Consider the following 22065-nt stretch of genomic DNA (forward strand, 5'->3'; position numbering starts at 1 on the left):
AGCGGGGTTCTATGCACTATTTACAGCGGGATGAGCGACGGGAAGGGATTATGCAGGCCGCCATGCGCCTGGCGCTGCGCGGCGGCTTCAGCGCCATGACCGTGCGGCAGATCGCCCGCGAAGCGCAGGTGGCCGCCGGGCAACTGCACCACCACTTCGCCTCCATCGGCGAGCTGAAGTCCCAGGTGTTCATCCGTCTTATCCGCGAGATGCTCGACATGCCGCTGGTGGCCGAGGACGCCAGCTGGCGCGAGCGGTTATTCTCGATGATCGGCAGCGAGGATGGCCGGCTGGAACCCTATATCCGCCTGTGGCGGGAAGGCCAGGTACTGGCCGACAGCGACCCGGACATCAAAGCGGCCTACCTGCTAACCATGACCATGTGGCATGCCGAGACCGTGGCGATCGTTGAGCAGGGCCTCGCCTGCGGTGAGTTTCATTCGACCGAGCCGCCGGCGGATATCGCCTGGCGTTTTATCGCCCTGGTGTGCGGCCTCGACGGGATTTACGCCCTCGGCACCCAGACCCTGGACGAGACGGCGTTTAGCCGTTACGTCAATAAGATGATAACCCTGGAGTTATTTTAGTTAAATTTTACATTTAGTAACAATTAATCCCGCTACGCTCTCCACGTGCTCTCCGACAGCACGTTTTTTTATCTACGCTTTTTAGATAACGCCAATTAAGGGTTATTCTCCGTCCCCTTGTATTCAGCTGTTGACCTTATTTATTTACTCCATTCCGGGCAATTAGAGGGCAATATGTCGGTACAAAATGAGAAAGATAATCATTACCTTTTGAAAAACTGGCGGCCAGAAAATAAGGCCTTCTGGGAAAACAAGGGCCAGGCTATTGCGAGAAGAAACTTATGGATATCAGTAACCTGCTTACTACTGGCCTTCTGCGTCTGGATGTTATTCAGCGCCGTGGCGGTCAATCTTAATAAGGTCGGTTTTCATTTCACTACCGACCAGCTTTTTTTATTAACCGCACTTCCTTCACTTTCCGGCGCGATATTACGGGTGCCCTACTCCTTTATGGTGCCCCTCTTCGGCGGGCGCTACTGGACTGTATTAAGTACAGTGATCCTGATTGTGCCTTGTATTTGGCTGGGCGTGGCGATCCAGAATATTGCTACTCCATTTTGGGTATTTATTGTTATTGCGCTGCTGTGTGGTTTTGCCGGGGCGAATTTTGCTTCCAGTATGGGAAATATCAGTTTCTTTTTTCCCAAAGCCAAACAGGGCAGCGCGCTGGGGATCAACGGCGGCCTTGGCAATCTGGGGGTCAGCGTGATGCAGATGGTCGCTCCGGCGGTAATCTTCCTGCCGCTCTTCACCTTCCTCGGCGTCCATGGCGTCACCCAGCCCGATGGTTCAACGATAGCCCTGAGCAATGCGGCGCTCATCTGGGTGCCGCTCCTGCTGTTCGCCACCGCTGCCGCCTGGTTCGGTATGAATGACATCGCCAGTTCGAAGGCCTCGATTCGCGATCAACTCCCGGTGCTCAAGCGTCCGCATATGTGGCTGCTCAGCCTGCTTTATCTGGCGACCTTCGGCTCATTTATCGGCTTCTCCGCCGGCTTCGCCATGCTGGCGAAAACCCAGTTTCCTGCGGTCGACATTCTCAAGCTGGCTTTCTTTGGGCCGTTTATCGGCGCGCTGGCGCGCTCGTTCGGCGGGATCATCTCCGACCGTCTGGGCGGTGTGCGGGTGACGCTGGTCAATTTCGTGCTGATGGCGCTCTTTACCGGCCTGCTGTTCCTCACCCTGCCGGGCAGCGGATCCGGCAGCTTCCTCGCCTTCTACGTGGTGTTTATGGGGCTGTTTTTAACCGCCGGACTCGGCAGCGGCTCCACCTTCCAGATGATCGCCGTCATCTTCCGTCAGCTCACCATCGACAGCGTGAGGCAGCGCGGCGGCAGCGAAGAAGAAGCGCAGCACGAAGCCGTAACCGATACCGCTGCCGCGCTGGGCTTTATCTCGGCAATTGGCGCCATCGGCGGCTTCTTTATCCCGAAAGCCTTCGGCACCTCGCTGGCGATGACCGGTTCGCCGGTCGGGGCGATGAAGGTCTTCTTCGTTTTTTACGTGGTTTGCGTATTGGTGACCTGGCTGGTCTACGGCCGACGTAAACCCGCTTAACCATAACGATTTATCTGCCGGATGGCGGCTTACGCCTTATCCGGCCTACGCGTTCGTTCGCTCATCCGGCCGGGTGGCACGATGCCGGACATCATCGGAGCAGGAGAAATGTCATGAGTAAACTACTGGATCGCTTTCGCTACTTTAAGCAGAAAGGCGAGACCTTTGCCAACGGCCACGGTCAGGTCTACAACAACAACCGTGACTGGGAAGATAGCTACCGTCAACGCTGGCAGTTCGACAAAATTGTCCGCTCCACCCACGGCGTGAATTGCACCGGCTCCTGCAGCTGGAAAATTTATGTCAAAAACGGTCTGGTGACCTGGGAAACCCAGCAGACCGATTATCCGCGTACCCGCCCGGATCTGCCGAACCATGAACCACGCGGCTGCCCGCGAGGCGCCAGCTACTCCTGGTATCTCTATAGCGCCAACCGTCTGAAGTACCCGCTGGCGCGTAAACGGCTGATTGCGTTGTGGCGCGAAGCACTGGCGCAGTTTCCCGACCCGGTGCAGGCCTGGGATAGCATCATGCAGGATCCGGCCAAAACCTCCAGCTATAAAGCGGCGCGCGGCAAAGGCGGCTTTGTCCGCTCCAGCTGGAAAGAGCTGAATCAGCTTATCGCCGCCGCCAACGTCTGGACCATCAAACACTACGGTCCGGACCGCGTCGCCGGGTTCTCGCCGATCCCGGCGATGTCGATGGTCTCCTACGCCGCGGGTACCCGCTATTTATCCCTTATCGGCGGCACCTGCCTTAGCTTCTATGACTGGTACTGCGACCTGCCCCCCGCCTCGCCGATGACCTGGGGCGAGCAGACCGACGTGCCGGAATCCGCCGACTGGTACAACGCCAGCTACATTATCGCCTGGGGCTCCAACGTGCCGCAGACCCGGACCCCGGATGCCCACTTCTTCACCGAAGTGCGCTACAAAGGCACCAAAACCATCGCCATCACCCCGGACTATTCGGAAGTGGCCAAACTGTGCGACCACTGGCTGGCGCCGAAGCAAGGTACCGACAGCGCGCTGGCGATGGCCATGGGCCACGTCATCCTCAAAGCCTTCCACCTTGATAATCCGAGTGATTACTTTCTTAACTACTGCCGCACCTATACCGACATGCCGATGCTGGTGATGCTTGAGCCGCGCGACGATGGCAGCTATGTGCCAGGCCGCATGCTGCGCGCCTCCGACCTGCTGGATGGACTGGGCGAAACGAATAACCCGGAATGGAAAACCGTCGCCTGCACCGCCGACGGCGAACTGGTGGCGCCAAACGGTTCCATCGGCTTTCGCTGGGGCGAAAAAGGGAAATGGAACCTCGAACCGCTGGCTGACGGCAAAACGGTGGAGCTCACGCTGTCTCTGCTGGATATTCGCGACAGCGTGGCGTCAGTCGCCTTCCCCTACTTCGGCGGCAATGAAAACCCGCATTTCCGCAGCGTGCCGCAGGCACCGGTAACCCTTCATCCGCTCCCGGTGAAACAGCTGACGCTGGCCAGTGGTGAACGCGGCCTGGTGGTCAGCGTATATGACCTGATTCTGGCTAACTACGGCCTGGACCGAGGGCTTGATGATGTCAATGCGGCGAAAGATTTCGCCGAGGTTAAAGCCTATACCCCGGCGTGGGCGGAGCAGATCACCGGCGTGCCGCGCCAGCATATCGAACAAATCGCCCGCGAGTTCGCCGATACGGCGCATAAAACCCATGGCCGTTCGATGATTATCCTCGGCGCCGGGGTAAACCACTGGTACCACATGGATATGAACTACCGGGGGATGATTAACCTGCTGGTGTTCTGCGGCTGCGTCGGCCAGAGCGGCGGCGGCTGGTCGCACTATGTCGGCCAGGAGAAGCTGCGCCCACAGACCGGCTGGCTGCCGCTGGCGTTCGCGCTGGACTGGAACCGCCCGCCGCGGCAAATGAACAGCACCTCCTATTTCTACAATCACGCCAGCCAGTGGCGCTATGAAAAACTGACCGCGCAGGAGCTGTTGTCGCCGCTGGCCGACGCCAGCAAATTTAGCGGCAGCCTTATCGACTTCAACGTCCGCGCGGAACGGATGGGCTGGTTGCCTTCTGCGCCACAGCTCAACGTCAACCCGCTGGCCATCAAGCAGCAGGCCGAGGCCGCCGGGCTATCGCCCTCGGAGTTCACGGTGCGGTCGCTAAAATCCGGCGAGATCCGCTTTGCCGCCGAGCAGCCGGACAGCGGCAAAAACCATCCGCGGAACCTGTTTATCTGGCGCTCTAACCTGCTGGGATCGTCCGGTAAGGGGCATGAGTACATGTTGAAATACCTGCTCGGGACCGACAGCGGTATTCAGGGGGATGAACTGGGCGCCAGCGATGAGGTGAAACCTGAGGAAGTCGAGTGGCAGACGGCGGCTATCGAGGGCAAACTCGACCTGCTGGTGACGCTGGATTTCCGCATGTCCAGTACCTGTCTCTTTTCCGATATTGTTCTACCGACCGCCACCTGGTACGAAAAAGACGATATGAACACCTCGGATATGCATCCGTTTATCCACCCACTTTCCGCCGCCGTCGACCCGGCGTGGGAGGCAAAGAGCGACTGGGAGATTTACAAAGATATCGCCAAATCCTTCTCGCAGGTCTGCGTCGGCCATCTCGGGAAAGAGACCGACGTGGTGCTGGTCCCGCTGCAGCATGACTCTCCGGCTGAGCTGGCGCAGCCGTTCGAGGTGCTTGACTGGCGCAAGGGCGAATGCGATCTGATCCCCGGGAAAACCGCTCCGTCGATTGCCCTGGTGGAGCGCGACTATCCCGCCACCTGGGAACGCTTCACCTCTCTCGGGCCGCTGCTCGATAAGCTTGGCAACGGCGGAAAAGGCATCTCGTGGAATACGCAAAGCGAAGTCGATTTCCTCGGCAAGCTTAACTACCTCAAGCAGGACGGTCCGGCCAAAGGCCGGCCGCGGATCGACAGCGCCATTGACGCCTCCGAAGTTATTCTCAGCCTCGCGCCGGAAACCAACGGCCAGGTGGCGGTGAAAGCCTGGCAGGCGCTGGGAGAATTTACCGGTCGCGACCACACTCATCTGGCGCTGAATAAAGAGGATGAGAAGATCCGCTTCCGCGATATTCAGGCGCAGCCGCGCAAGATCATCTCCAGCCCAACGTGGTCCGGACTGGAAAGCGAGCACGTCTCCTACAACGCCGGTTATACCAATGTGCACGAACTGATCCCGTGGCGCACCCTCTCCGGGCGGCAACAGCTGTATCAGGACCATCCGTGGATGCGGGCTTTCGGCGAAAGCCTGGTGGCTTATCGCCCGCCCATTGATACCCGCAGCGTCAGCCAGATGAAGGCCGTGCCGCCGAACGGTTTTCCGGAGAAAGCGCTGAACTTCCTGACCCCGCACCAGAAATGGGGGATCCACTCCACATACAGCGAAAACCTGCTGATGCTGACGCTGTCGCGCGGCGGGCCGATCGTCTGGCTCAGTGAAACTGACGCCAGAGAGCTGGGCATTGAAGATAACGACTGGATTGAAGCGTTCAACGCCAACGGCGCCCTCACCGCCCGGGCGGTGGTGAGCCAGCGCGTGCCGCCGGGGATGACCATGATGTATCACGCTCAGGAGCGGATTATGAATATCCCGGGTTCGGAAGTGACCGGCCGCCGCGGCGGCATTCATAACTCCGTCACCCGCGTCTGCCCGAAGCCGACGCACATGATCGGCGGCTACGCCCAGCTGGCCTATGGCTTTAACTACTACGGCACCGTCGGCTCCAACCGCGACGAGTTCATCATGATCCACAAAATGAAGAATATTGCCTGGCTGGATGACGAAGGCCGCGATCAGGTACAGGAGGCGAAAAAATGAAAATCCGTTCTCAGGTTGGAATGGTGCTGAATCTGGACAAATGCATCGGCTGTCACACCTGCTCGGTCACCTGTAAAAACGTCTGGAGCAGCCGCGAAGGCATGGAGTACGCGTGGTTCAATAACGTGGAGACCAAACCGGGCATTGGCTACCCAAAAAACTGGGAGGACCAGGAACAGTGGCAAGGCGGCTGGATCCGCGGCATCAGCGGTAAGCTGACACCCCGCCTCGGCAATCGGGTTAGCGTGCTGTCGAAGATATTCGCTAACCCGGTGCTGCCGGCGATTGACGATTACTACGAACCCTTCACCTACGATTACCAGCATCTGCACAACGCGCCGGAGGGCAAATATCTGCCCACCGCCCGCCCGCGATCGCTGATCAGCGGCGAGCGCATGGATAAGATTGACTGGGGCCCGAACTGGGAGGAGCTGCTCGGCGGCGAGTTCGAGAAACGCGCCCGCGACCGGAACTTCGAAGCCATGCAGAAAGAGATGTACGGCCAGTTCGAAAATACCTTCATGATGTATCTCCCGCGCTTGTGCGAGCACTGCCTCAACCCGAGCTGCGTGGCCACCTGCCCGAGCGGCGCCATCTACAAGCGTGAGGAAGATGGCATCGTGCTGATCGATCAGGACAAATGCCGCGGCTGGCGGATGTGCATCAGCGGCTGTCCCTACAAAAAAATCTACTTTAACTGGAAGAGCGGCAAGTCGGAAAAATGCATCTTCTGCTATCCGCGCATTGAGTCCGGGCAGCCAACGGTGTGCTCCGAAACCTGCGTCGGGCGCATCCGCTATCTCGGCGTCTTGCTGTATGACGCCGACCGTATCGAAGAAGCTGCCAGCACCGAGCATGAAACCGACCTCTATGAGCGCCAGTGCGAGGTATTCCTTAATCCAAACGATCCGGCGGTCATCGAGGAAGCGTTAAAACAAGGCATCCCCCACAATGTCATTGAGGCGGCGCAGAAATCGCCGGTCTATAAGCTGGCGATGGACTGGAAGCTGGCCCTGCCGCTGCATCCGGAGTATCGCACCCTGCCGATGGTCTGGTATGTGCCGCCCCTGTCGCCGATCCAGTCGGTTGCCGACGCCGGCGGCCTGCCCAACAACGGCGCCATCCTGCCGGCGGTTGAGAGCCTGCGCATTCCGGTCCAGTACCTGGCGAACCTGCTGAGCGCCGGGGATACCGGGCCGGTATTGCGCGCGCTGAAACGGATGATGGCGATGCGCCACTACAAGCGCTCGCAAACCGTTGAGGGCGTGACCGATACCCGGGCAATTGAAGAGGTGGGACTCAGCGTTGAGCAGGTCGAAGAGATGTATCGCTATCTGGCGATCGCCAACTACGAAGACCGCTTCGTGATCCCCACCAGCCATCGCGAACTGGCGGAGGACGCCTTCCCGGAACGCAACGGCTGCGGCTTTACCTTCGGCGACGGCTGCCACGGGTCAGATACGAAATTCAACCTGTTTAACAGCCGGCGGATTGACGCCATCGACGTCAGCGGCGTGCGTAAGCATGGGGAGGGCGAGTGATGCGGATCCTGAAAGTGCTCGGTCTGCTGCTGGAGTATCCCGACGAGGTGCTGTGGGAGAACCGCGACGAAGCCCTGGCGCTGGTCAGCGCCGATATCCCTTCCCTGACGCCCTTTGTCGGGGAGCTGCTGGCGGCGCCGCTGTTGGATCGCCAGGCCGACTGGTGCGAGGTGTTCGAGCGAGGGCGCGCCACCTCGCTGCTGCTGTTTGAACATGTGCATGCTGAGTCCCGCGAGCGTGGCCAGGCGATGGTGGACCTGATGAATCAGTATCAGCAGGCAGGTCTGCTGATCGATTGCCGAGAACTGCCCGACTATCTGCCGCTGTATCTGGAGTATCTCAGTATTTTACCCCTCGCCGACGCCCGTGAAGGGCTGCAGAATATCGCGCCGATTCTGGCGCTGATCGGCGGCCGCCTGAAGCAACGAGAATGCTCGTATTATCAACTGTTTGACGCCCTGCTGGAACTGGCAAAAAGCCCGCTCACCAGTGACAGTGTCACCAAACAGGTGGCGGGAGAAAAGCGCGACGATACCTGTCAGGCGCTGGACGAAGTGTGGGAAGAAGAGCAGGTGAAGTTTATTGAAGATAATGCGACCGCTTGCGACAGCTCGCCTATGCAAGCTTATCAACGACGCTTTAGCCAGGATGTGGCGCCGCTGTACGTCGACATCCGCGCCGGAGGCCCGAAATGATCCAGTATCTGAACGTCTTCTTTTACGATATCTACCCTTACCTTTGCGGCGCCGTGTTTCTGCTCGGCAGCTGGCTACGCTACGACTATGGGCAGTATACCTGGCGCGCGTCATCCAGCCAGATGCTGGATAAACGCGGGATGGTGCTATGGTCGAACTTGTTTCATATCGGCATTCTCGGCATTTTTTTTGGCCATCTCTTTGGCATGCTGACCCCGCACTGGGTCTACTCGTGGTTCCTGCCAATGTCGCAGAAGCAGCTGATGGCGATGATCCTCGGCGGCGTGTGTGGGGTGCTCACCCTGGTGGGCGGCATCGGCTTGCTGGCTCGCCGCCTGACCAACCCGCGCATTCGCGCCACCTCCACCACGGCAGATATTCTGATCCTGTGCATTTTGCTGATTCAGTGCGCGCTGGGGCTGACGACGATCCCCTTCTCCGCCCAGCATCCGGACGGCAGCGAAATGCTCAAGCTGGTGGACTGGGCGCAGGCGGTGGTCACCTTCCACGGCGGCGCCTCGGCGCATCTGGACGGCGTGGCCTGGATTTACCGCGTCCACCTGGTGCTGGGGATGACCATCTTCCTGATCTTCCCGTTCACCCGTCTGGTTCACGTCTGGAGCGCGCCGGTGGAGTATTTCACCCGCCGCTACCAGGTGGTGCGCTCCCGACGCTGAGCGCTGGCGGCTGTTATCATTCATCCTAACCGGTAGCCCGGACGCGGCCTTCGCGCGAGTCCGGGTAGTTATCGACCCGGCTCCAGCCGTTATGCCGGGTGGCGGCTGTCGCCTTACCCGGCCTACAGGGCCCTCTCACAGAGCTCATCCCCCGTAGACCCGCGCAAGCGCAGCGCCGCGGGGCAAGATATCAGGCACGGTACCTGTAATTTCGCCGGGTGGCGGCTGTCGCCTTGCCCGGCCTAGAGGGCCCTCTCACAGGCTCATCCCCCGTAGGCCCGCACAAGCGCAGCGCCGCCGGGCAAGATATCAGGCACGGTACCTGTAATTTCGCCGGGTGGCGGCTGTCGCCTTATCCGGCCTACGGGGCGCTCTCACAGGCTCATACCCCGTAGGCCCGCGCAAGCGCAGCGCCACCGGGCATGAGGAAATTTACTTCCCGGCTTCCGGATGCGTATCGAAAGCCGCCATCACCGCCGCCAGCGCCGCTTCGCTGAAGCCATGTTTAGGATCGTCCACGCCCAGGCCGAAGCGGGTTTGCAGCCCTTCGTACAGCGCGGAGACATCGGCAAAATCGACCTTCTCCACCACGTGGTTATTTTCCCAGTGGGTAAAGTGGAAATTGGTAAGGGTCATTTTGCCGCCGTCCGGCAGATGACGACACATCAGCAGGTGGTGACGAAAGTGTGACTGCGGCCAGTGCGCCGACCAGAAGTTACCCATCACATAATCAGACGCATACTGGCGACCTAAATCGAAATGGTACATCGACTGCCAGTGCTCGTGATGGTTGAACTGCAGCGTCCACTCATCCCCTTCATGCACCAGACGATAGCTGCCATGCGGCGTCTGCTGCGGGATATCGGCCAGCAGCTTAATCGGCGCGGTCAGCGTCTGGCCGCCGAAGCCAACGTCGGCGATCCAGCGCTCGCCCGCCACTTCCACCAGCAATAAACGATGGGTGCGCGGCGGCATCTGCGGCGGATTGGCCAGCACCACCCGCCCCAGCAGGCTGCGGACATTAAAACCTATTTCGCGCAGCGCGCGCTCCAGCAGGCCATTTTGTTCAAAACAATACCCCCCGCGTCGGCCGGCAATCAGCTTCGCTTCCAGCGCCAGGTCGTCAAGATGGATCTCGCGCGGCAGCAGGACGTCGAGGTTTTCGAAAGGTATAGCGCTGTTATGCTGCAGATGCAGTTGGCGCAAGGTATCAATAGAAACATCAGGCTCTCCCGTCCAGCCCAGACGGGAAAAATAGGCGCGTAAAAAGGGACTCATCAGGGTCTCCAGCTGTTGGTGTCCGACATTTATAGCCTATATTCCCGCGCCGACACTCTTTTTTGTGCGCTTGTCGTTAACCGCGCGTGCTGCGCTGCATCAGCGCCAGCGCCGTCAGCATCAGGAGCAGACCGGTCAACAGCGTCAGGCTGGCCATCGCCATGCCCTGACCAACGGATCCCTGTTCGAACTGGCGCCAGATAAACACCGCCACGGTCTGCGTGCCGGCGGGCGCCAGCAGCAGCGAGGTCACCAGTTCCCGGGACGCCACCGCAAACACCATCAGCATCGCCGCCAGCAGCGCCGGAAAGACCAGCGGCAGAACAATTAGCCGCAGCGCCTGCAGCGGCGATGCGCCGTGGACCCGGGCGGCGGGCTCAAGATTGGGGCCGAGTTGGCGCAGCGCGCTGCCGACATAGCGCACCGGCCAGGGCAGCAGCAGGCAACAATAGGAGAGCAGCAGCATCCACAGCGTGTTGTAGGGCGAGCGCGGCCAGAAGGGCTGGTTCCACAGCAGGATCAATCCCACCCCCACCACCACGCCCGGCAGCGCCGCCGGCATCAGCGACAGCGCATCCACCACCACGCGCCCTTTGATCTTCTGCACTATCACCAGCCAGGCGGCCAGCAGCCCCAGCGCGCCGACGATCAGCGCCGAACCTAGCGCCAGAGACAGGCTGACGCCGAGAGCCGACAGGGCATCGCCCTGCTGGTCGAATAGCGCCGCGAAGTGACGCAGCGTGACATTCTCCAGGCTGACTCCGCCCGAGAGGGTGCCCATCAGGCTGGTGAGCATCATCGAGACGGCGGGGACCCCGACCGCCAGGCCGCCGACGGCCGCCATCGCCAGCAGCGCGGGCAGCGTCATCCAGCCCAGCGACGTCCCACGGTTTTCTCCCGGTTTGCCGGTGACGCTGGTGACCTCCTTCTCCCCCACCAGCCGCGTTTGCAGCCACCAGGCGAACAGCGCTACCGTCATCAGCAGCAGCGACAGCAGCGCAGCGCCGGTAAGGTCCACCGGCCAGTCGGCCAGCTTTTTCTCAATGCCCACCGTCAGCATCACCACTCCCGCCCGGCTGCCCAGCGCCGCCGGTACGCCAAACTCCTCGATGGCGAGAGTAAACGCCAGCAGCATCCCCGCCGCCAGCGCCGGGGAGAGCATCGGCAGCGTCACGTGCCAGAAGGCGCGCCAGGCGCTGGCGCCATGGACCCGGGCGACCATCGCCAGCCGTTGCCCGCTCGCCAGCAGGCTGCGGGAAACGGCAAAGTAGACCACGGGAAAAATATTAAAGGTCATCACCAGCACGATCCCGCTGCGGCTGAATAGCAGATCGTTTAGCTGCCAGCCGGTCAGCTGCTGCAGATAGCCCTGGCGTTGCAGCGCCAACATCCACGAGAGCGCCGAGATATAGGGCGGCGTCAGAAAGGGGATCAAAAACAGCAGGTCCCATAGCCGGGGCAGCGGCAACGAAAACATACCGCGCAGAATGCCGAGCGGCAGGCCAATGAGGACGCTGGCCAGCGCCACGCCGCCGGCGATCCACAGCGTACCGCCGAGCATCGACATCAGCTGAGGGTCCGCCAGCAGCGGCGAGACGCCGCCAAAGGCGTCATGGAGCGAACCGGCGCTGAAATGGGGAAAAATTGCCTGCAGCAGAATAAACAACAGCGGTAACGCGACCAGCAGCGTCAGGGCAGCAAGGGTCACGCCGGAAAGGAATTTTTGTTTCACAGCGGTTCCTGAAACGAAGCGTTCTCCGGCGGCCAGCGCCGGAGAACCGTGTCAATTATTGGGCATACAGCTGACTGAAGCGGGTCAGGACGGCGCTACGCTCGCTACTCCCCTCGCCGCTGGTGGGCAAGACCTTCAGCGCGTCCAGCAGCGGGCGTTTAGCGGCCACATCGCGGCGAGCGGGCATCAGCCAGGCGTCGGCGACCCGCGCCTGACCTTCCGGCGACAGCACGTAATCGATAAAGGCTTTGGCGTCGTCGGCATGCTGGCTGGTTTTGAGGATCATCATCGGGCGTGGGGCAATCACCGTCCCGCTGGCCGGGAAGATCACCTTCAGCGACTCGCCCTGCTGAATATTGCCGTAGGAGACATAATCCACCGCGCCGAACACCGCCGCTTTCGCCCCCTGCATCACCGGCGTCACCGCCTGGGCGTTGGGGCCGCTGACCACCATGCCGTTCTTTTTCAGATCGTCAAACAGCTGCCAGGCCTGGTCGCCCATGCTGTTTTGCAGGCCAATCAGCAGATCCAGCGACGCGCCGGAGAGCGCCGGGTCAGGCGTCGTCACCTTATCTTTAAACGCCGGCTGGGTGAGATCCCGCCACTCTTTCGGCTCCGGAGTACCGCTTTTGCTGTTCCAGACGATGCCAAGCGCCGAGACCCCCTGGGCGATATAGTCCGCCGATTTCAGATTAGCCGGTACCTTGTCGGCGTTGGCGCTGTGAAAAGGCAGCAACCAACCCCGCTGGTGCAGATCCTCCGCGGTATCCCATGAAGCGGAGATCAGCACATCCGCCTGTGGGTTGGCCTGCTCGGCCTCCAGACGGGCCATCACTTTGCCGGTGGTGGCCTGGAAAACGGTCACCTTCACCCCGGTCTGTTGTTCAAAACCGCTGGCCAGGCTTTTCGCCAGCGAGCCAGGGCCGGCGGTGTAAACGGTCAGCGCATGGGCGCTGGAGAGCATCATGGCGGAGAGAGCCATCGCGAGTACCACTCCTTTTTTAACGGTCATAACGGTGTTCATACAACGTCCCCTGAGGTTGGCGTAACGGCGCGGACAGCGGCCACGCGGCCCGCGGATAAATGGACTATCCGGTCGGCTAACAGCTCGGCTTCACGGCGGTCATGGGTAACATACACGGCGGTGATGCCGAGCTGGCGCAGCAGGCGGCTCATTTCGCCACACAGCGATTCGCGCAGTTCGCTGTCCAGGTTGGAGAGCGGCTCATCAAACAGCAGCACCCGCGGCGCGGCGACGATCGCCCGCGCCAGCGCCACCCGCTGCTGCTGGCCGCCGGAAAGGCCTGAAGGTTTACGTTCGGCAAAGCCGTCGAGGCCCACCCGCGCCAGCGCCTCGCTCACCCGGCGCTCGCGTTCGGCGCAGGCAACGCCGCGCATGCGCAGCGGAAAGGCGACGTTCTGCGCCACGCTCATATGCGGCCAGAGGGCGTAATCCTGGAAAACCATGCCGATATCGCGTTGTTCCGGGGGCAATCCCCAGCCTGCGCGGGCCACCAGCCGATCGCCAAAGCGGATTTCACCGCTGGCCGGCACGCTCAGCCCCGCCAGCAGGCGCAGCAAGGTGCTTTTGCCGCAGCCGGACGGGCCCAGCAGCGCCACAATGCTGCCGGGTTCGATATGCAGCGAGAAGCGATCGAGAATGGGGGTCTCTGCGAAGGCGAATGAGACCGCCTGCAGAGTGATAGGGGTCAGCGCGCGCATTGTCGCCCTCCCTTGCGGGAAAGCAACCCCTGCCCGGCGGTCGACATCCGACGGGACGCGCTCACCTGGGATAACATCAGGGGAGCCAACATATTGTGATCCTCTTTGGGACTTTGTGCTGGCGACTATAGTCAGACGAGATGACGTATTGATTACATTTTCATTGCGGCTTAACGTATTACCCGCCAACCGACCCATTACTCAAGGAACGCCTATGAGCCGCTTTCGCCACGTGGAACTGCAGTATGCCAGCCGCCTGCTCAACCACGGTCCGACCATTTTGATCACCAGCTACGACGCTGCGTCCGACCGGCGCAACGTCATGGCCGCCGCCTGGTCGATGCCGGTGGAATTCGCCCCGCCGCGGGTGGCTATCGTGGTGGATAAAAGCACCTGGACGCGGGAAATCATCGAGCGCAACGGCACCTTCGGCATCGTGGTTCCCGGCGTGGCCGCCGCCAGCTGGACCTACGCCGTCGGCAGCGTCAGCGGCCGCGATGAAGACAAATTCAATGCTTACGGAATTCCGGTGGTGACCGGTCCGGAGCTGGGCCTGCCGCTGATCGAGGAGAAGTGTCTGGCATGGATGGAGTGCCGCCTGCTGCCGGCGACGGCGGCCCAGACCCAGTACGACACCCTGTTCGGGGAGGTGGTGTCTGCCGCCGCCGATGAACGCGCATTCGTCACCGGACGCTGGCAGTTCGACGACGATAAGCTCAATACCCTGCATCATCTTGGCACCGGCAATTTTGTCGCCAGCGGTCGTCATGTGCGGGCAAACTCCCTCGACGAATAAGCGTGACCTGCCGCGGGTGGCAGATTTTTCCCCTGCCCGGCCTGCGGCCCCCCTTTTAACCCGGTGGGCGGCGGCGATCGGCGCTTGGGGTCAGGCCAAACACTTTTTTATACAGGGTGGTAAAGTGGTTGCTGTTGGCGAAGCCGCACAGATAAGCCACTTCGGTAATGGTCATCTCCGTTTCGCGTAATTTGACCCGCGCGGAGACCAGTCGCAGACGTTTCAGATAATTATCCGGCGTTAATCCGGTGGCCTCTTTAATATGGCGAAACGCCGTGCGGGTGGTGAGATGAAATTGCTCCGCCAGCTGCTGCCAGTTATGTTCTTCGAAACAGTGCTCCTGCAGCCAGGTGAGTAATTTATGCAGTTTATAGCGGGTGCTGCTATATTCGGCTTCCGACTCGGCTGTGAGAATGGTGGTCACCAGCTGGAAAAAGAGAGACTCCCGTTGCGGGGTATTATCCGCCGCCCTCAGCGCCGGGGAAAATATCTTTTCCACCAGTTCCCGACAATAGCTGCGGGTCTCCGGTGCCAGCCAGCCATAGCAGGCGGCGCGCTGCGCCGATAATTGCTGCAGCAATCCCTCCATCTGCTGTAAATAGCGAAAGGCCACCGCCGGATTAATTAAGACATTAATCAACTTCAGCGTCCCCAGCTCATCATAATAGTGGACATCGCCAGGCTGGACATAAAATACATCGCCCTGCTGGATATACAGCGGGCGGCCATTAATAACGTGTAATCCATGCCCCTCCTCGACGATCACCAGCTCGGCAAACTCGTGGCCATGTTCCTGGCTATTATCTTCCGGGTCGCTGGCGTACATGCCGAGCTTATCCTGGGGGTGGGTGAAATAATACTCAACGGTCAGTGTCATCATTACAGCAAATCCTGAACAGCCTGGTGCGCAGGGGCACGATAATCTATTCCGGCCCTCGGCACGCGCCCGATGTGCGGATTTGTGATCGCCAGCGCCCCCACCTCATTATTCCTGCCATTTTCACTGACGGTTTGGCATTGCCAGAGTGGTGGTGCCGCCGGACGACGGCCTATGCTGCGCCTAACCTAATGGAGAGGACGCAGTATGTCACAGGCAATTCAATACAATTCCAGTGTGGCGATGACCCGCCATCCGCATTTATTAGAGCGTGCGGCCGCCCTAACGCCCGCGCTACATCGTCACCGCCAGGCGCCGCAGGCCATCGTCGAGGCCGTCGCCGATCCGGCGGCGCTGAACGGCTGGCGGGGACACACCGTCTGCACGCCTGAGCAGTTTTATCAGCAGCCGCTTCGCGTCGGCGACAGCATTATCATTGACTTTGGCAGCCATTTTGTTGGCTACCTGCAGTTCAGCTGCCGCAGCGTCGGCAGCCCGCCGGATGCCCCGGCCCATCTGCACTTCACCTTCGGCGAAACGCTGAGCGAAGTCTGCGAGCCGTTCAGCGAGTACCAGGGGTGGCTGAGCAGTAGCTGGTTGCAGCAACAGGATCTGTGGCTCGACGTCCTGCCCGCCCGGGTTGACCTGCCGCGTCGCTACTGCCTGCGCTACCTGAAGGTGGAAATCAAAGCGCTGTCGCGCAAATTTCGTCTGCAGTTCGATGAGATAGCCCTGGAAACCGTTACCTCAGCCGGCAGCCCGCAGCCGGCGGTCATCGCCGATTCGGAGCTGAAAGCCATTGATGACGTCGCGGTTCGCACCCTGCAAAACTGCATGCAGGAGGTGTTTGAGGATGGGCCGAAACGCGACCGTCGGCTGTGGCTCGGCGACCTGCGCCTGCAGGCGCTGGTCAATGACGTGACCTTCGGCCACCACGATCTGGTCCGCCGCTGCCTGTACCTGTTTGCCGGCCATACCCGGGAAGATGGCATGGTCTCCGCCAATGTCTTTGTTCAGCCTGACGTGCGTGCCGATGACACATTTCTCTTTGATTATTCATTATTTTTTGTCGACGTACTCTATCACTACCTGCAAAGCACTGGCGACATGGAAACCGCCCGTGAACTGTGGCCCACGGCGCGACGGCAAATCGAGCTGGCGCTGACCCGCTGCGATCCCCAGGGTCTGGTGCGCGACAGCGATGACTGGTGGGTATTTATCGACTGGCAGGCAGAGCTGAATAAACAGTCGTCGGCGCAGGGGGTGCTTATCTACTGCCTGCAGCGTGCCCTCTGGCTGGCGCAGCGTGTTGAACCGCAGCGGGTAGCCGACTACACCGCTACGCTCGCGCAGCTGAAAGAGGCCGCCCTCCGCCACCTGTGGGACAGCGAGCGGCAGGTGTTTATCAGCGGCGCCGCGCGCCAGGTCTCATGGGCATCGCAGATCTGGCTGGTACTGGCGGAGGTTGGCACCGCCGGGCAGCGGCAAGCGCTGATGCGCCGCCTGCAGCAACATCCGCCCGCCATTGCCATGAATACCCCGTACTTGCGCCATCATCACATTGTCGCCCTGCTGCAATGCGGCCTGCGCGAGGAGGCGATAGCGGAGATCAAGGCCTACTGGGGAGCGATGGTCGACTACGGCGCCGACACCTTCTGGGAAATTTTCGATCCGCAGCATCCTGACTTTTCCCCCTATGGCAGTAAGCTCATCAATAGTTACTGCCATGCGTGGAGCTGTACGCCGGCCTGGTTTATTCGCCGGTACGGACTTTAACAACAACGATAAGCGAGTGATTTATGGCAGAAACAACGTTTACCCTGTGGCGGCAGCGCCTTGGCTATGGCATTGCCGATCTCTCCTGCAACCTTGTGTGGCAGATGATCTCTCTGTATCTGATGTTTTTTTACACCGACGTGATGGGCCTCCCGGCCTATTACGTCGGCCTGATGTTTCTGGTCACCCGACTGGTGGACGGCGTGGCCGACGTGCTGATGGGGCTGGTAATCGACAATACCGCCACCCGCTGGGGGCGCTGCCGTCCGTATCTGCTGATTGGCGCGATCCCCTTTGGACTGCTGTGTATTCTGGCCTTCTACGTGCCCGATTTCGGCACCACCGGTAAGCTGATCTACGCTTTTGTCACCTATTTGTGCCTGTCGTTTCTCTATACCCTCGTTAATATTCCATTCTGCGCCATGCTGCCGTTTCTGACGAACGACTCGCGAGAGCGCACGACGCTGTCGGCAGTGCGTATTCTGCTCGGCTCGCTCGGGGCGACCATTGTCGCGGTCGCCACTCTGCCGCTGGTTGGCGCGCTGGGGAAAGGCAATCAGGAGCACGGCTTCTTCTATACGGCGGTAGTTTTCGGCGTTATTGCCACCTTTTTTCTGCTGGTGAGCTTCCGGAACGTTAAGGAAAATATCAGCATTACTCAGGAGCGCATGACCTTAAAACGCGCCTGGGTCAGCCTGCGCGCCAATCGACCGTGGTTCGTCTTCGCCATCAACATTTTCCTGATGTGGGGCGCGTTTTTCTTTCAAACCGGGGCGCTGGTGTACTTCTTCCATTATTACGTCGGCAATAACGAACTCACGGCGGTCGTCGCCGGAATCTCCACCTTCGTTCCCCTGCTGGGCACCCTCACCGTGCCGCTGCTCGCCAGCCGAATGAAAAAGCGCCACGTGTATCTGGTCGCCAGCGCGATCAACCTGGTCGGCATGGGTATGATGATGGCGGCAGGCGTTAATAGCTGGGGTCTGGTTGCCGGAGCGGTCGTGTTATCGCTTGGCGCCGGACAGCGCACGGCAATTTACTTTTCCATGCAGGCCGATCCGGTGGATTACGGGGTATGGAAAACCGGCATCAATACCGCCGGCATTTTAACCTCCATCAACGGCTTTCTTGGCAAGGTGGCTATGGCGGGCGCAGGAGCCATTACCGGGGTACTGCTCTCATCCGCCGGTTATATCGCTAACCAGACGCAAAGCGACGGCGCGATGCTGGCGATAAAAGCCTGCTACCTCTATATCCCCGCGCTGCTGATTGTGGCCTCAATGTTGTGGATGGGTCGCTTCTACCGCCTCGACGACCAGTACGAGCAGATCCGCGCTGACCTTGACGCTGGACGCCGTGCGCCGTCGAACGCATCGTCTGTTGGTGGAGAAAACCACGCCCTGTAAGGCGCAGCACACCCTTCATACCTCTGAAAAAATAAGGATTGATATGCGTATCTCTTTGATAAGCGCAGCGGTTTGCTGCGCCCTTTTTTCGGCTTACGGCGCGAGTGCGGCCCCACTCACTGTCGAGCAACGGCTGGCTCTGTTGGAGGCCCGGCTAAATCATGCGGAGCAGGAGGCGGGAGAAGCTAAACGCCGGGCGCAGCAGGCGGAGCTGCGCACCAGCGCCGCGGAACAGCGCGCGGCGGCAGCGGAAAAGCAGGTGCAGGCGCTCAGCCAACAGACCACGGCTCGCGAACAAAAACAGCAGGCCACCAATCAGCAGCTGAGCGAGCAGCTGGCGAAACGCGCCCCGGACGATGGCTTTACCTTTAACACCTACGCCCGTTCCGGAATGTTAGTCAACAGCCACGGCAAAGGCGCCCGCGGCGGGCCAGGTATCTCCCCGGCCAGTTCGCTCAACGGCGATGCCCACGTCGGCCGTCTCGGCAACGAAAAAGATAATTACGCTGAGCTGAGCTTTGGCAAAAAGCTTACCTTCAACGATGGCTCATGGGCGCGCTTTAAGACCATGCTCGCCGACGGGGCCACCAACCCGGATCCGTGGGTTCAGGATAACGACAGCCACCATCTGAACATTCGTCAGCTGTACGTCGAGATGGGCGATTTCGCCGAGTTCACCGGGCCGTTAAAACGCGCCTCGATCTGGGCTGGCAAGCGCTTCGATCGGGATAACTTCGATATCCACTTTACCGATAGCGACATCATGTTCCTCGGTGGCACCGGCGGCGGGATCAATGATGTCGACTGGGGAAGCGGCCTGCGCGGCGATTATTCGGTGTATGCGCGTAACTTCGGCGACCTTGGCAGCGATAATTACGCGGATAATGACATCCAGAATCTGCTGTTCACCGCAAACCATTTTTACGGCAACTGGCAGCTGATGACCACGGTGATGACCGCCCAGGGCAACGATGACCTGAAAGATAATACCTCGACCACCGGGAGCTATGCCCTGCGCAGCGATAACACCGCCAAAAACGGCTACTACGCGATGCTGGCCCTCCACGACAAACAGCAGTTCTACGGCCTGGCGCCGGGGGTGTCGGAAAGCGCCCTGCAGTACGGCGTCGGGCTGGGCGCCGAAGCGCGTCAGCCGGGGAGCGATGGCGACCTGACCGAGAACGCGGCCTCCCTACGCTTTGCGTCGTACGGGATCCTGCCGCTGGGGAAAAACTGGCAGCTGGCGCCGTCGGTGATCGCCCAGCACAGCGAAGACCGCTATCGCGACGGCGACCGCTACGACTGGGCGACGTTTAACCTGCGGGTATCGCAAGGGATCTCCGCTCACTTCGCCCTGCTGTATGAGGCCTCGTGGCAGTATATGGATCTCAATCCGAACGGGCGCAGCTATCGCTATAATGACAACGTTTATCAGTATCAGGCGGTGCGCGGTGATTTCTACAAGCTGACCTTCGCCCCCACCTTTAAAGTGGGCGATGTGTTTGATATCAAAGCGCGGCCGGAGATACGTTTCTTTGTCACGTGGATGAACTGGGATAAAGACCTGGATCGTTATGCGATCAACGATGATTTCGGCAGCAAAGGCTTTACCGCTGGCGGGACATGGAACTTCGGCGTGCAGACGGAGATTTGGTTCTGACCGAGCGTCACTGGCGGGCATCATGCCCGCCAGTGGCAATTACATGCTATAACCCGGCTTCTTAATCAACTGCGCCATCTGCGGGGCGATCTCACTATCCCACACCGCCTGCCACGCGTCCGGCTCAACCTGGGTGAGCGCGACGCTGACCGCGCTCTCTTTGCTGTTCAGATGACGGATCAGCACCTCGGTAATGTCGGCGGCCAGTGCGGTTTTTTGTTCGTCAGTCAGTTCACGGGGAAAACATTTAATATCTACATGCGGCATAGCAAAGACTCCTTGTGGTCAGAGCCATAACGCTACCACACAATGGCCGTTATGGTTGGCATCGCGTGCGTTAAATCAGCTTGTTACGGCGCAGCGTCGCGGCCAGCTCCGGTCGCTGGTAGACCGCCCGGGCGACGGCGGCGAATTTTGGCGCGTGGTCGTCAAACCACGCCTGCCGCGGCCCCCAGCTGTACATCGCCGCGATATAGCAGTCCAGGAGGGTAATCGACGCGCCCAGCGCCCACGGCCCGGCGGCCAGTTGCTGTTCGAACCAGAGATAGAGATTGTTCCGGTACTGGCGACAATTCTCCACCAGCTGCTCCGCCGCGGCGGGCGCCCAGCGTTCCGGATAGTCGGCATAGGTAAAGGTAGGATAGACATTAGCCACCAGCCAGACCAGCAGGCGCTGAAACTGCTGACGCTGCGGCGTCCCCGGCGCGGGGGCCAGGTCGGGACGCTGGTCGAGGATCATCAGCGCGATGGCGGCGGTTTCGGTCATGATGTTGCCGTCGGCCAGCCTCAGGGTGGGCACCTGACACAGCGGGTTAATCTGCCGCAGGCGCTCGCGCGCCGGGCCGGGCTGGTCAAAGCCCTCAACGTCAACCACCTCGTAGGGAATATCGGCCAGGGAGAGCATCAGCTCGCTAATCGTCGAGCCCCATCCCGGCACGCCATAAACGGTAATCATGGTCTGCCTCCAGGATAAAGCCTAAGTGTAGGCAGAAAATTACCGCTCACCCAACCGGCACACCATGGCCCGGGTGGTTAGTAGGTGATCCCCGGCGGGTTGACCACCGACTGCGCCACCGCCTCGCCCTGCTCTCCCCAGCGCGCCAGCACCTGCTGATATTCACCGCGGGCAATCGCCCCGTCGAGGGCTGCCTGCAGGGCAAAGACCAGGCCGTTGCCTTTTTTGGTGGTTGTCGCCACCCACGCTTTTTTCGGCCCCAGGCCTACCACCCGGGTCTGGCCATTAAGGGCCGCTTTATAGGCGGCCATCGACTGCGGGCCGAAAAAGATATCCGCCCGCCCGGACTGGATATAGAGGTTGCCGGAGGCATCATCGGTCAGGTAGACCGGCTGGGCCGGCGGCCGCCCGGCGGCCCGGTTGTCCTCATTCCAGCCCAGCAGGATCCGCTCCTGGTTGGTGCCAGACCCGACGATCACTTTGCGCCCGGCGAGGTCTGCGGGTCCGTTTACCGCGGCGATGTCGCTGGTGGATTTCACCGAGAAGGCCAGGGAGTCCACCCGGTAGGTGGCGAAATCGAACTTCTCTTTGCGCTTCTCGGTTACCGCGATATTGATCAGCGCCACATCGTAGCGGCCGGCGGCGATGCCCAGCGGCCAGTCCTCCCACGCGGTGGGCACCAGCCTGAGCTTCAGGCCAAGGCTCCCGGCCAGCAGGCGGGCTATATCCGGGTCGCTGCCGATCCGCGTGCGGTTGTCGCTGGCAAGCAGCGCCAGCGGCGGAGAATTGAGCGCCGAGATCGCCACCGTCAGCGTCCCCGGTTCCACGAAGCGATAGCCCGGTGGAATTTTCGCGATCGCCTGCGGGTCGCGGGTGACCGGCAATGGCTGCTCATTGGCGCGCAGATCCAGCGCCGCGTGAGCGTCCAGCGCCAGGGCGCTGAATACAAGGG

General features: G+C 60.6%; 18 protein-coding genes. 10 read left to right on the plus strand and 8 right to left on the minus strand.

Features of this window, described 5'->3' with window-relative positions; translation table 11 throughout:
• The first annotated feature begins 11 nt into the window (after positions 1-11).
• From GQR96_RS12885 to narI, 6 genes are all read left to right on the plus strand, one after another.
• The gene (locus GQR96_RS12885) at positions 12-587 is read left to right on the plus strand and encodes a TetR family transcriptional regulator (RefSeq protein ID WP_004202704.1); all 576 of its coding nucleotides are present in this window, start codon (positions 12-14) and stop codon (positions 585-587) included.
• A 174-nt stretch (positions 588-761) separates the two neighbouring features.
• The gene (locus GQR96_RS12890) at positions 762-2144 is read left to right on the plus strand and encodes a NarK family nitrate/nitrite MFS transporter (RefSeq protein WP_004202706.1); all 1383 of its coding nucleotides are present in this window, start codon (positions 762-764) and stop codon (positions 2142-2144) included.
• 113 nt (positions 2145-2257) lie between these two features.
• On the plus strand, positions 2258-5998 hold the full coding sequence (locus GQR96_RS12895; RefSeq protein WP_065904336.1) for a nitrate reductase subunit alpha: 3741 nt from the start codon (positions 2258-2260) through the stop codon (positions 5996-5998).
• Entirely contained in the window at positions 5995-7539 is a 1545-nt protein-coding gene (gene narH / locus GQR96_RS12900; protein WP_004202708.1) for a nitrate reductase subunit beta, read from the plus strand. The genes GQR96_RS12895 and narH overlap by 4 nt, the downstream gene beginning before the upstream one ends.
• Complete coding sequence (gene narW / locus GQR96_RS12905) at positions 7539-8234, plus strand: nitrate reductase molybdenum cofactor assembly chaperone (RefSeq protein WP_065904341.1); 696 nt, start codon at positions 7539-7541, stop codon at positions 8232-8234. The genes narH and narW overlap by 1 nt, the downstream gene beginning before the upstream one ends.
• Positions 8231-8911 (plus strand): respiratory nitrate reductase subunit gamma, encoded by a 681-nt coding sequence (narI, locus tag GQR96_RS12910; protein WP_023289864.1) that lies wholly within the window; start codon positions 8231-8233, stop codon positions 8909-8911. The genes narW and narI overlap by 4 nt, the downstream gene beginning before the upstream one ends.
• A gap of 432 nt (positions 8912-9343) precedes the next feature.
• On the opposite strand, the gene nhoA is transcribed toward narI, so the two are convergent.
• The 4 genes from nhoA to GQR96_RS12930 all read right to left on the minus strand — a co-directional run bounded on the left by nhoA (position 9344) and on the right by GQR96_RS12930 (position 13643).
• Positions 9344-10189 (minus strand): N-hydroxyarylamine O-acetyltransferase, encoded by an 846-nt coding sequence (nhoA, locus tag GQR96_RS12915; RefSeq protein WP_004202712.1) that lies wholly within the window; start codon positions 10187-10189, stop codon positions 9344-9346.
• A gap of 76 nt (positions 10190-10265) precedes the next feature.
• Positions 10266-11921 carry an ABC transporter permease gene (locus GQR96_RS12920; RefSeq protein WP_065904343.1) on the minus strand — a complete coding sequence of 552 codons (1656 nt, stop codon included), beginning with the start codon at positions 11919-11921 and terminating at the stop codon, positions 10266-10268.
• A gap of 55 nt (positions 11922-11976) precedes the next feature.
• The gene (locus tag GQR96_RS12925; protein WP_023318383.1) at positions 11977-12945 is read right to left on the minus strand and encodes an ABC transporter substrate-binding protein; all 969 of its coding nucleotides are present in this window, start codon (positions 12943-12945) and stop codon (positions 11977-11979) included.
• Complete coding sequence (locus GQR96_RS12930; RefSeq protein WP_064183342.1) at positions 12942-13643, minus strand: ABC transporter ATP-binding protein; 702 nt, start codon at positions 13641-13643, stop codon at positions 12942-12944. Before GQR96_RS12930 ends, GQR96_RS12925 begins: the two co-directional genes overlap by 4 nt.
• 214 nt (positions 13644-13857) lie before the next feature.
• Between GQR96_RS12930 and GQR96_RS12935 the strand changes: the two genes are divergently transcribed.
• A complete protein-coding gene (locus tag GQR96_RS12935) occupies positions 13858-14439 on the plus strand; it encodes a flavin reductase family protein (protein WP_032456131.1) in 582 nt (193 codons plus the stop codon).
• Between the two features lie 55 nt (positions 14440-14494).
• Here the strand turns inward: GQR96_RS12935 and GQR96_RS12940 are convergent, their stop codons facing one another.
• Positions 14495-15319 carry a helix-turn-helix domain-containing protein gene (locus tag GQR96_RS12940; protein ID WP_004202721.1) on the minus strand — a complete coding sequence of 275 codons (825 nt, stop codon included), beginning with the start codon at positions 15317-15319 and terminating at the stop codon, positions 14495-14497.
• 204 nt (positions 15320-15523) lie between these two features.
• Here GQR96_RS12940 and GQR96_RS12945 point away from each other — a divergent pair, with 204 nt between their 5' ends.
• The 3 genes from GQR96_RS12945 to GQR96_RS12955 are packed head-to-tail and all read left to right on the plus strand — an operon-like array spanning position 15524 to position 20158.
• Positions 15524-17092 (plus strand): alpha-L-rhamnosidase-related protein, encoded by a 1569-nt coding sequence (locus GQR96_RS12945; protein WP_065904345.1) that lies wholly within the window; start codon positions 15524-15526, stop codon positions 17090-17092.
• Positions 17093-17115: 23 nt separating this feature from the next.
• Positions 17116-18498, plus strand: a complete 1383-nt coding sequence (locus GQR96_RS12950) for a glycoside-pentoside-hexuronide (GPH):cation symporter (protein ID WP_043519650.1) — start codon at positions 17116-17118, stop codon at positions 18496-18498.
• 43 nt (positions 18499-18541) lie between these two features.
• On the plus strand, positions 18542-20158 hold the full coding sequence (locus GQR96_RS12955) for a carbohydrate porin (RefSeq protein ID WP_236948509.1): 1617 nt from the start codon (positions 18542-18544) through the stop codon (positions 20156-20158).
• 39 nt (positions 20159-20197) lie between these two features.
• Here GQR96_RS12955 and pptA read toward each other — a convergent pair whose 3' ends face one another.
• The 3 genes from pptA to GQR96_RS12970 all read right to left on the minus strand — a co-directional run bounded on the left by pptA (position 20198) and on the right by GQR96_RS12970 (position 22042).
• Positions 20198-20425 carry a tautomerase PptA gene (pptA, locus tag GQR96_RS12960; protein ID WP_002906690.1) on the minus strand — a complete coding sequence of 76 codons (228 nt, stop codon included), beginning with the start codon at positions 20423-20425 and terminating at the stop codon, positions 20198-20200.
• A 70-nt stretch (positions 20426-20495) separates the two neighbouring features.
• The gene (locus GQR96_RS12965) at positions 20496-21113 is read right to left on the minus strand and encodes a glutathione S-transferase family protein (protein WP_032456135.1); all 618 of its coding nucleotides are present in this window, start codon (positions 21111-21113) and stop codon (positions 20496-20498) included.
• A 77-nt stretch (positions 21114-21190) separates the two neighbouring features.
• Positions 21191-22042, minus strand: coding sequence for a transporter substrate-binding domain-containing protein (locus tag GQR96_RS12970; RefSeq protein ID WP_074384558.1), 852 nt, complete (start codon positions 22040-22042; stop codon positions 21191-21193).
• Positions 22043-22065 lie beyond the last annotated feature (23 nt).

Source organism: Klebsiella sp. PCX (assembly GCF_021869705.1).
Taxonomy (GTDB): domain Bacteria; phylum Pseudomonadota; class Gammaproteobacteria; order Enterobacterales; family Enterobacteriaceae; genus Klebsiella; species Klebsiella quasipneumoniae.

Bases quoted from the DNA above. Each gene is read 5' to 3' on its own strand.
- GQR96_RS12885 (WP_004202704.1), top strand. From the start codon at position 12: ATGCACTATTTACAGCGGGATGAGCGACGGGAAGGGATTATGCAGGCC.
- GQR96_RS12890 (WP_004202706.1), top strand. From the start codon at position 762: ATGTCGGTACAAAATGAGAAAGATAATCATTACCTTTTGAAAAACTGG.
- GQR96_RS12895 (WP_065904336.1), top strand. From the start codon at position 2,258: ATGAGTAAACTACTGGATCGCTTTCGCTACTTTAAGCAGAAAGGCGAG.
- narH (WP_004202708.1), top strand. From the start codon at position 5,995: ATGAAAATCCGTTCTCAGGTTGGAATGGTGCTGAATCTGGACAAATGC.
- narW (WP_065904341.1), top strand. From the start codon at position 7,539: ATGCGGATCCTGAAAGTGCTCGGTCTGCTGCTGGAGTATCCCGACGAG.
- narI (WP_023289864.1), top strand. From the start codon at position 8,231: ATGATCCAGTATCTGAACGTCTTCTTTTACGATATCTACCCTTACCTT.
- nhoA (WP_004202712.1), bottom strand. From the start codon at position 10,189: ATGAGTCCCTTTTTACGCGCCTATTTTTCCCGTCTGGGCTGGACGGGA.
- GQR96_RS12925 (WP_023318383.1), bottom strand. From the start codon at position 12,945: ATGAACACCGTTATGACCGTTAAAAAAGGAGTGGTACTCGCGATGGCT.
- GQR96_RS12930 (WP_064183342.1), bottom strand. From the start codon at position 13,643: ATGCGCGCGCTGACCCCTATCACTCTGCAGGCGGTCTCATTCGCCTTC.
- GQR96_RS12935 (WP_032456131.1), top strand. From the start codon at position 13,858: ATGAGCCGCTTTCGCCACGTGGAACTGCAGTATGCCAGCCGCCTGCTC.
- GQR96_RS12940 (WP_004202721.1), bottom strand. From the start codon at position 15,319: ATGATGACACTGACCGTTGAGTATTATTTCACCCACCCCCAGGATAAG.
- GQR96_RS12945 (WP_065904345.1), top strand. From the start codon at position 15,524: ATGTCACAGGCAATTCAATACAATTCCAGTGTGGCGATGACCCGCCAT.
- GQR96_RS12950 (WP_043519650.1), top strand. From the start codon at position 17,116: ATGGCAGAAACAACGTTTACCCTGTGGCGGCAGCGCCTTGGCTATGGC.
- GQR96_RS12955 (WP_236948509.1), top strand. From the start codon at position 18,542: ATGCGTATCTCTTTGATAAGCGCAGCGGTTTGCTGCGCCCTTTTTTCG.
- pptA (WP_002906690.1), bottom strand. From the start codon at position 20,425: ATGCCGCATGTAGATATTAAATGTTTTCCCCGTGAACTGACTGACGAA.
- GQR96_RS12965 (WP_032456135.1), bottom strand. From the start codon at position 21,113: ATGATTACCGTTTATGGCGTGCCGGGATGGGGCTCGACGATTAGCGAG.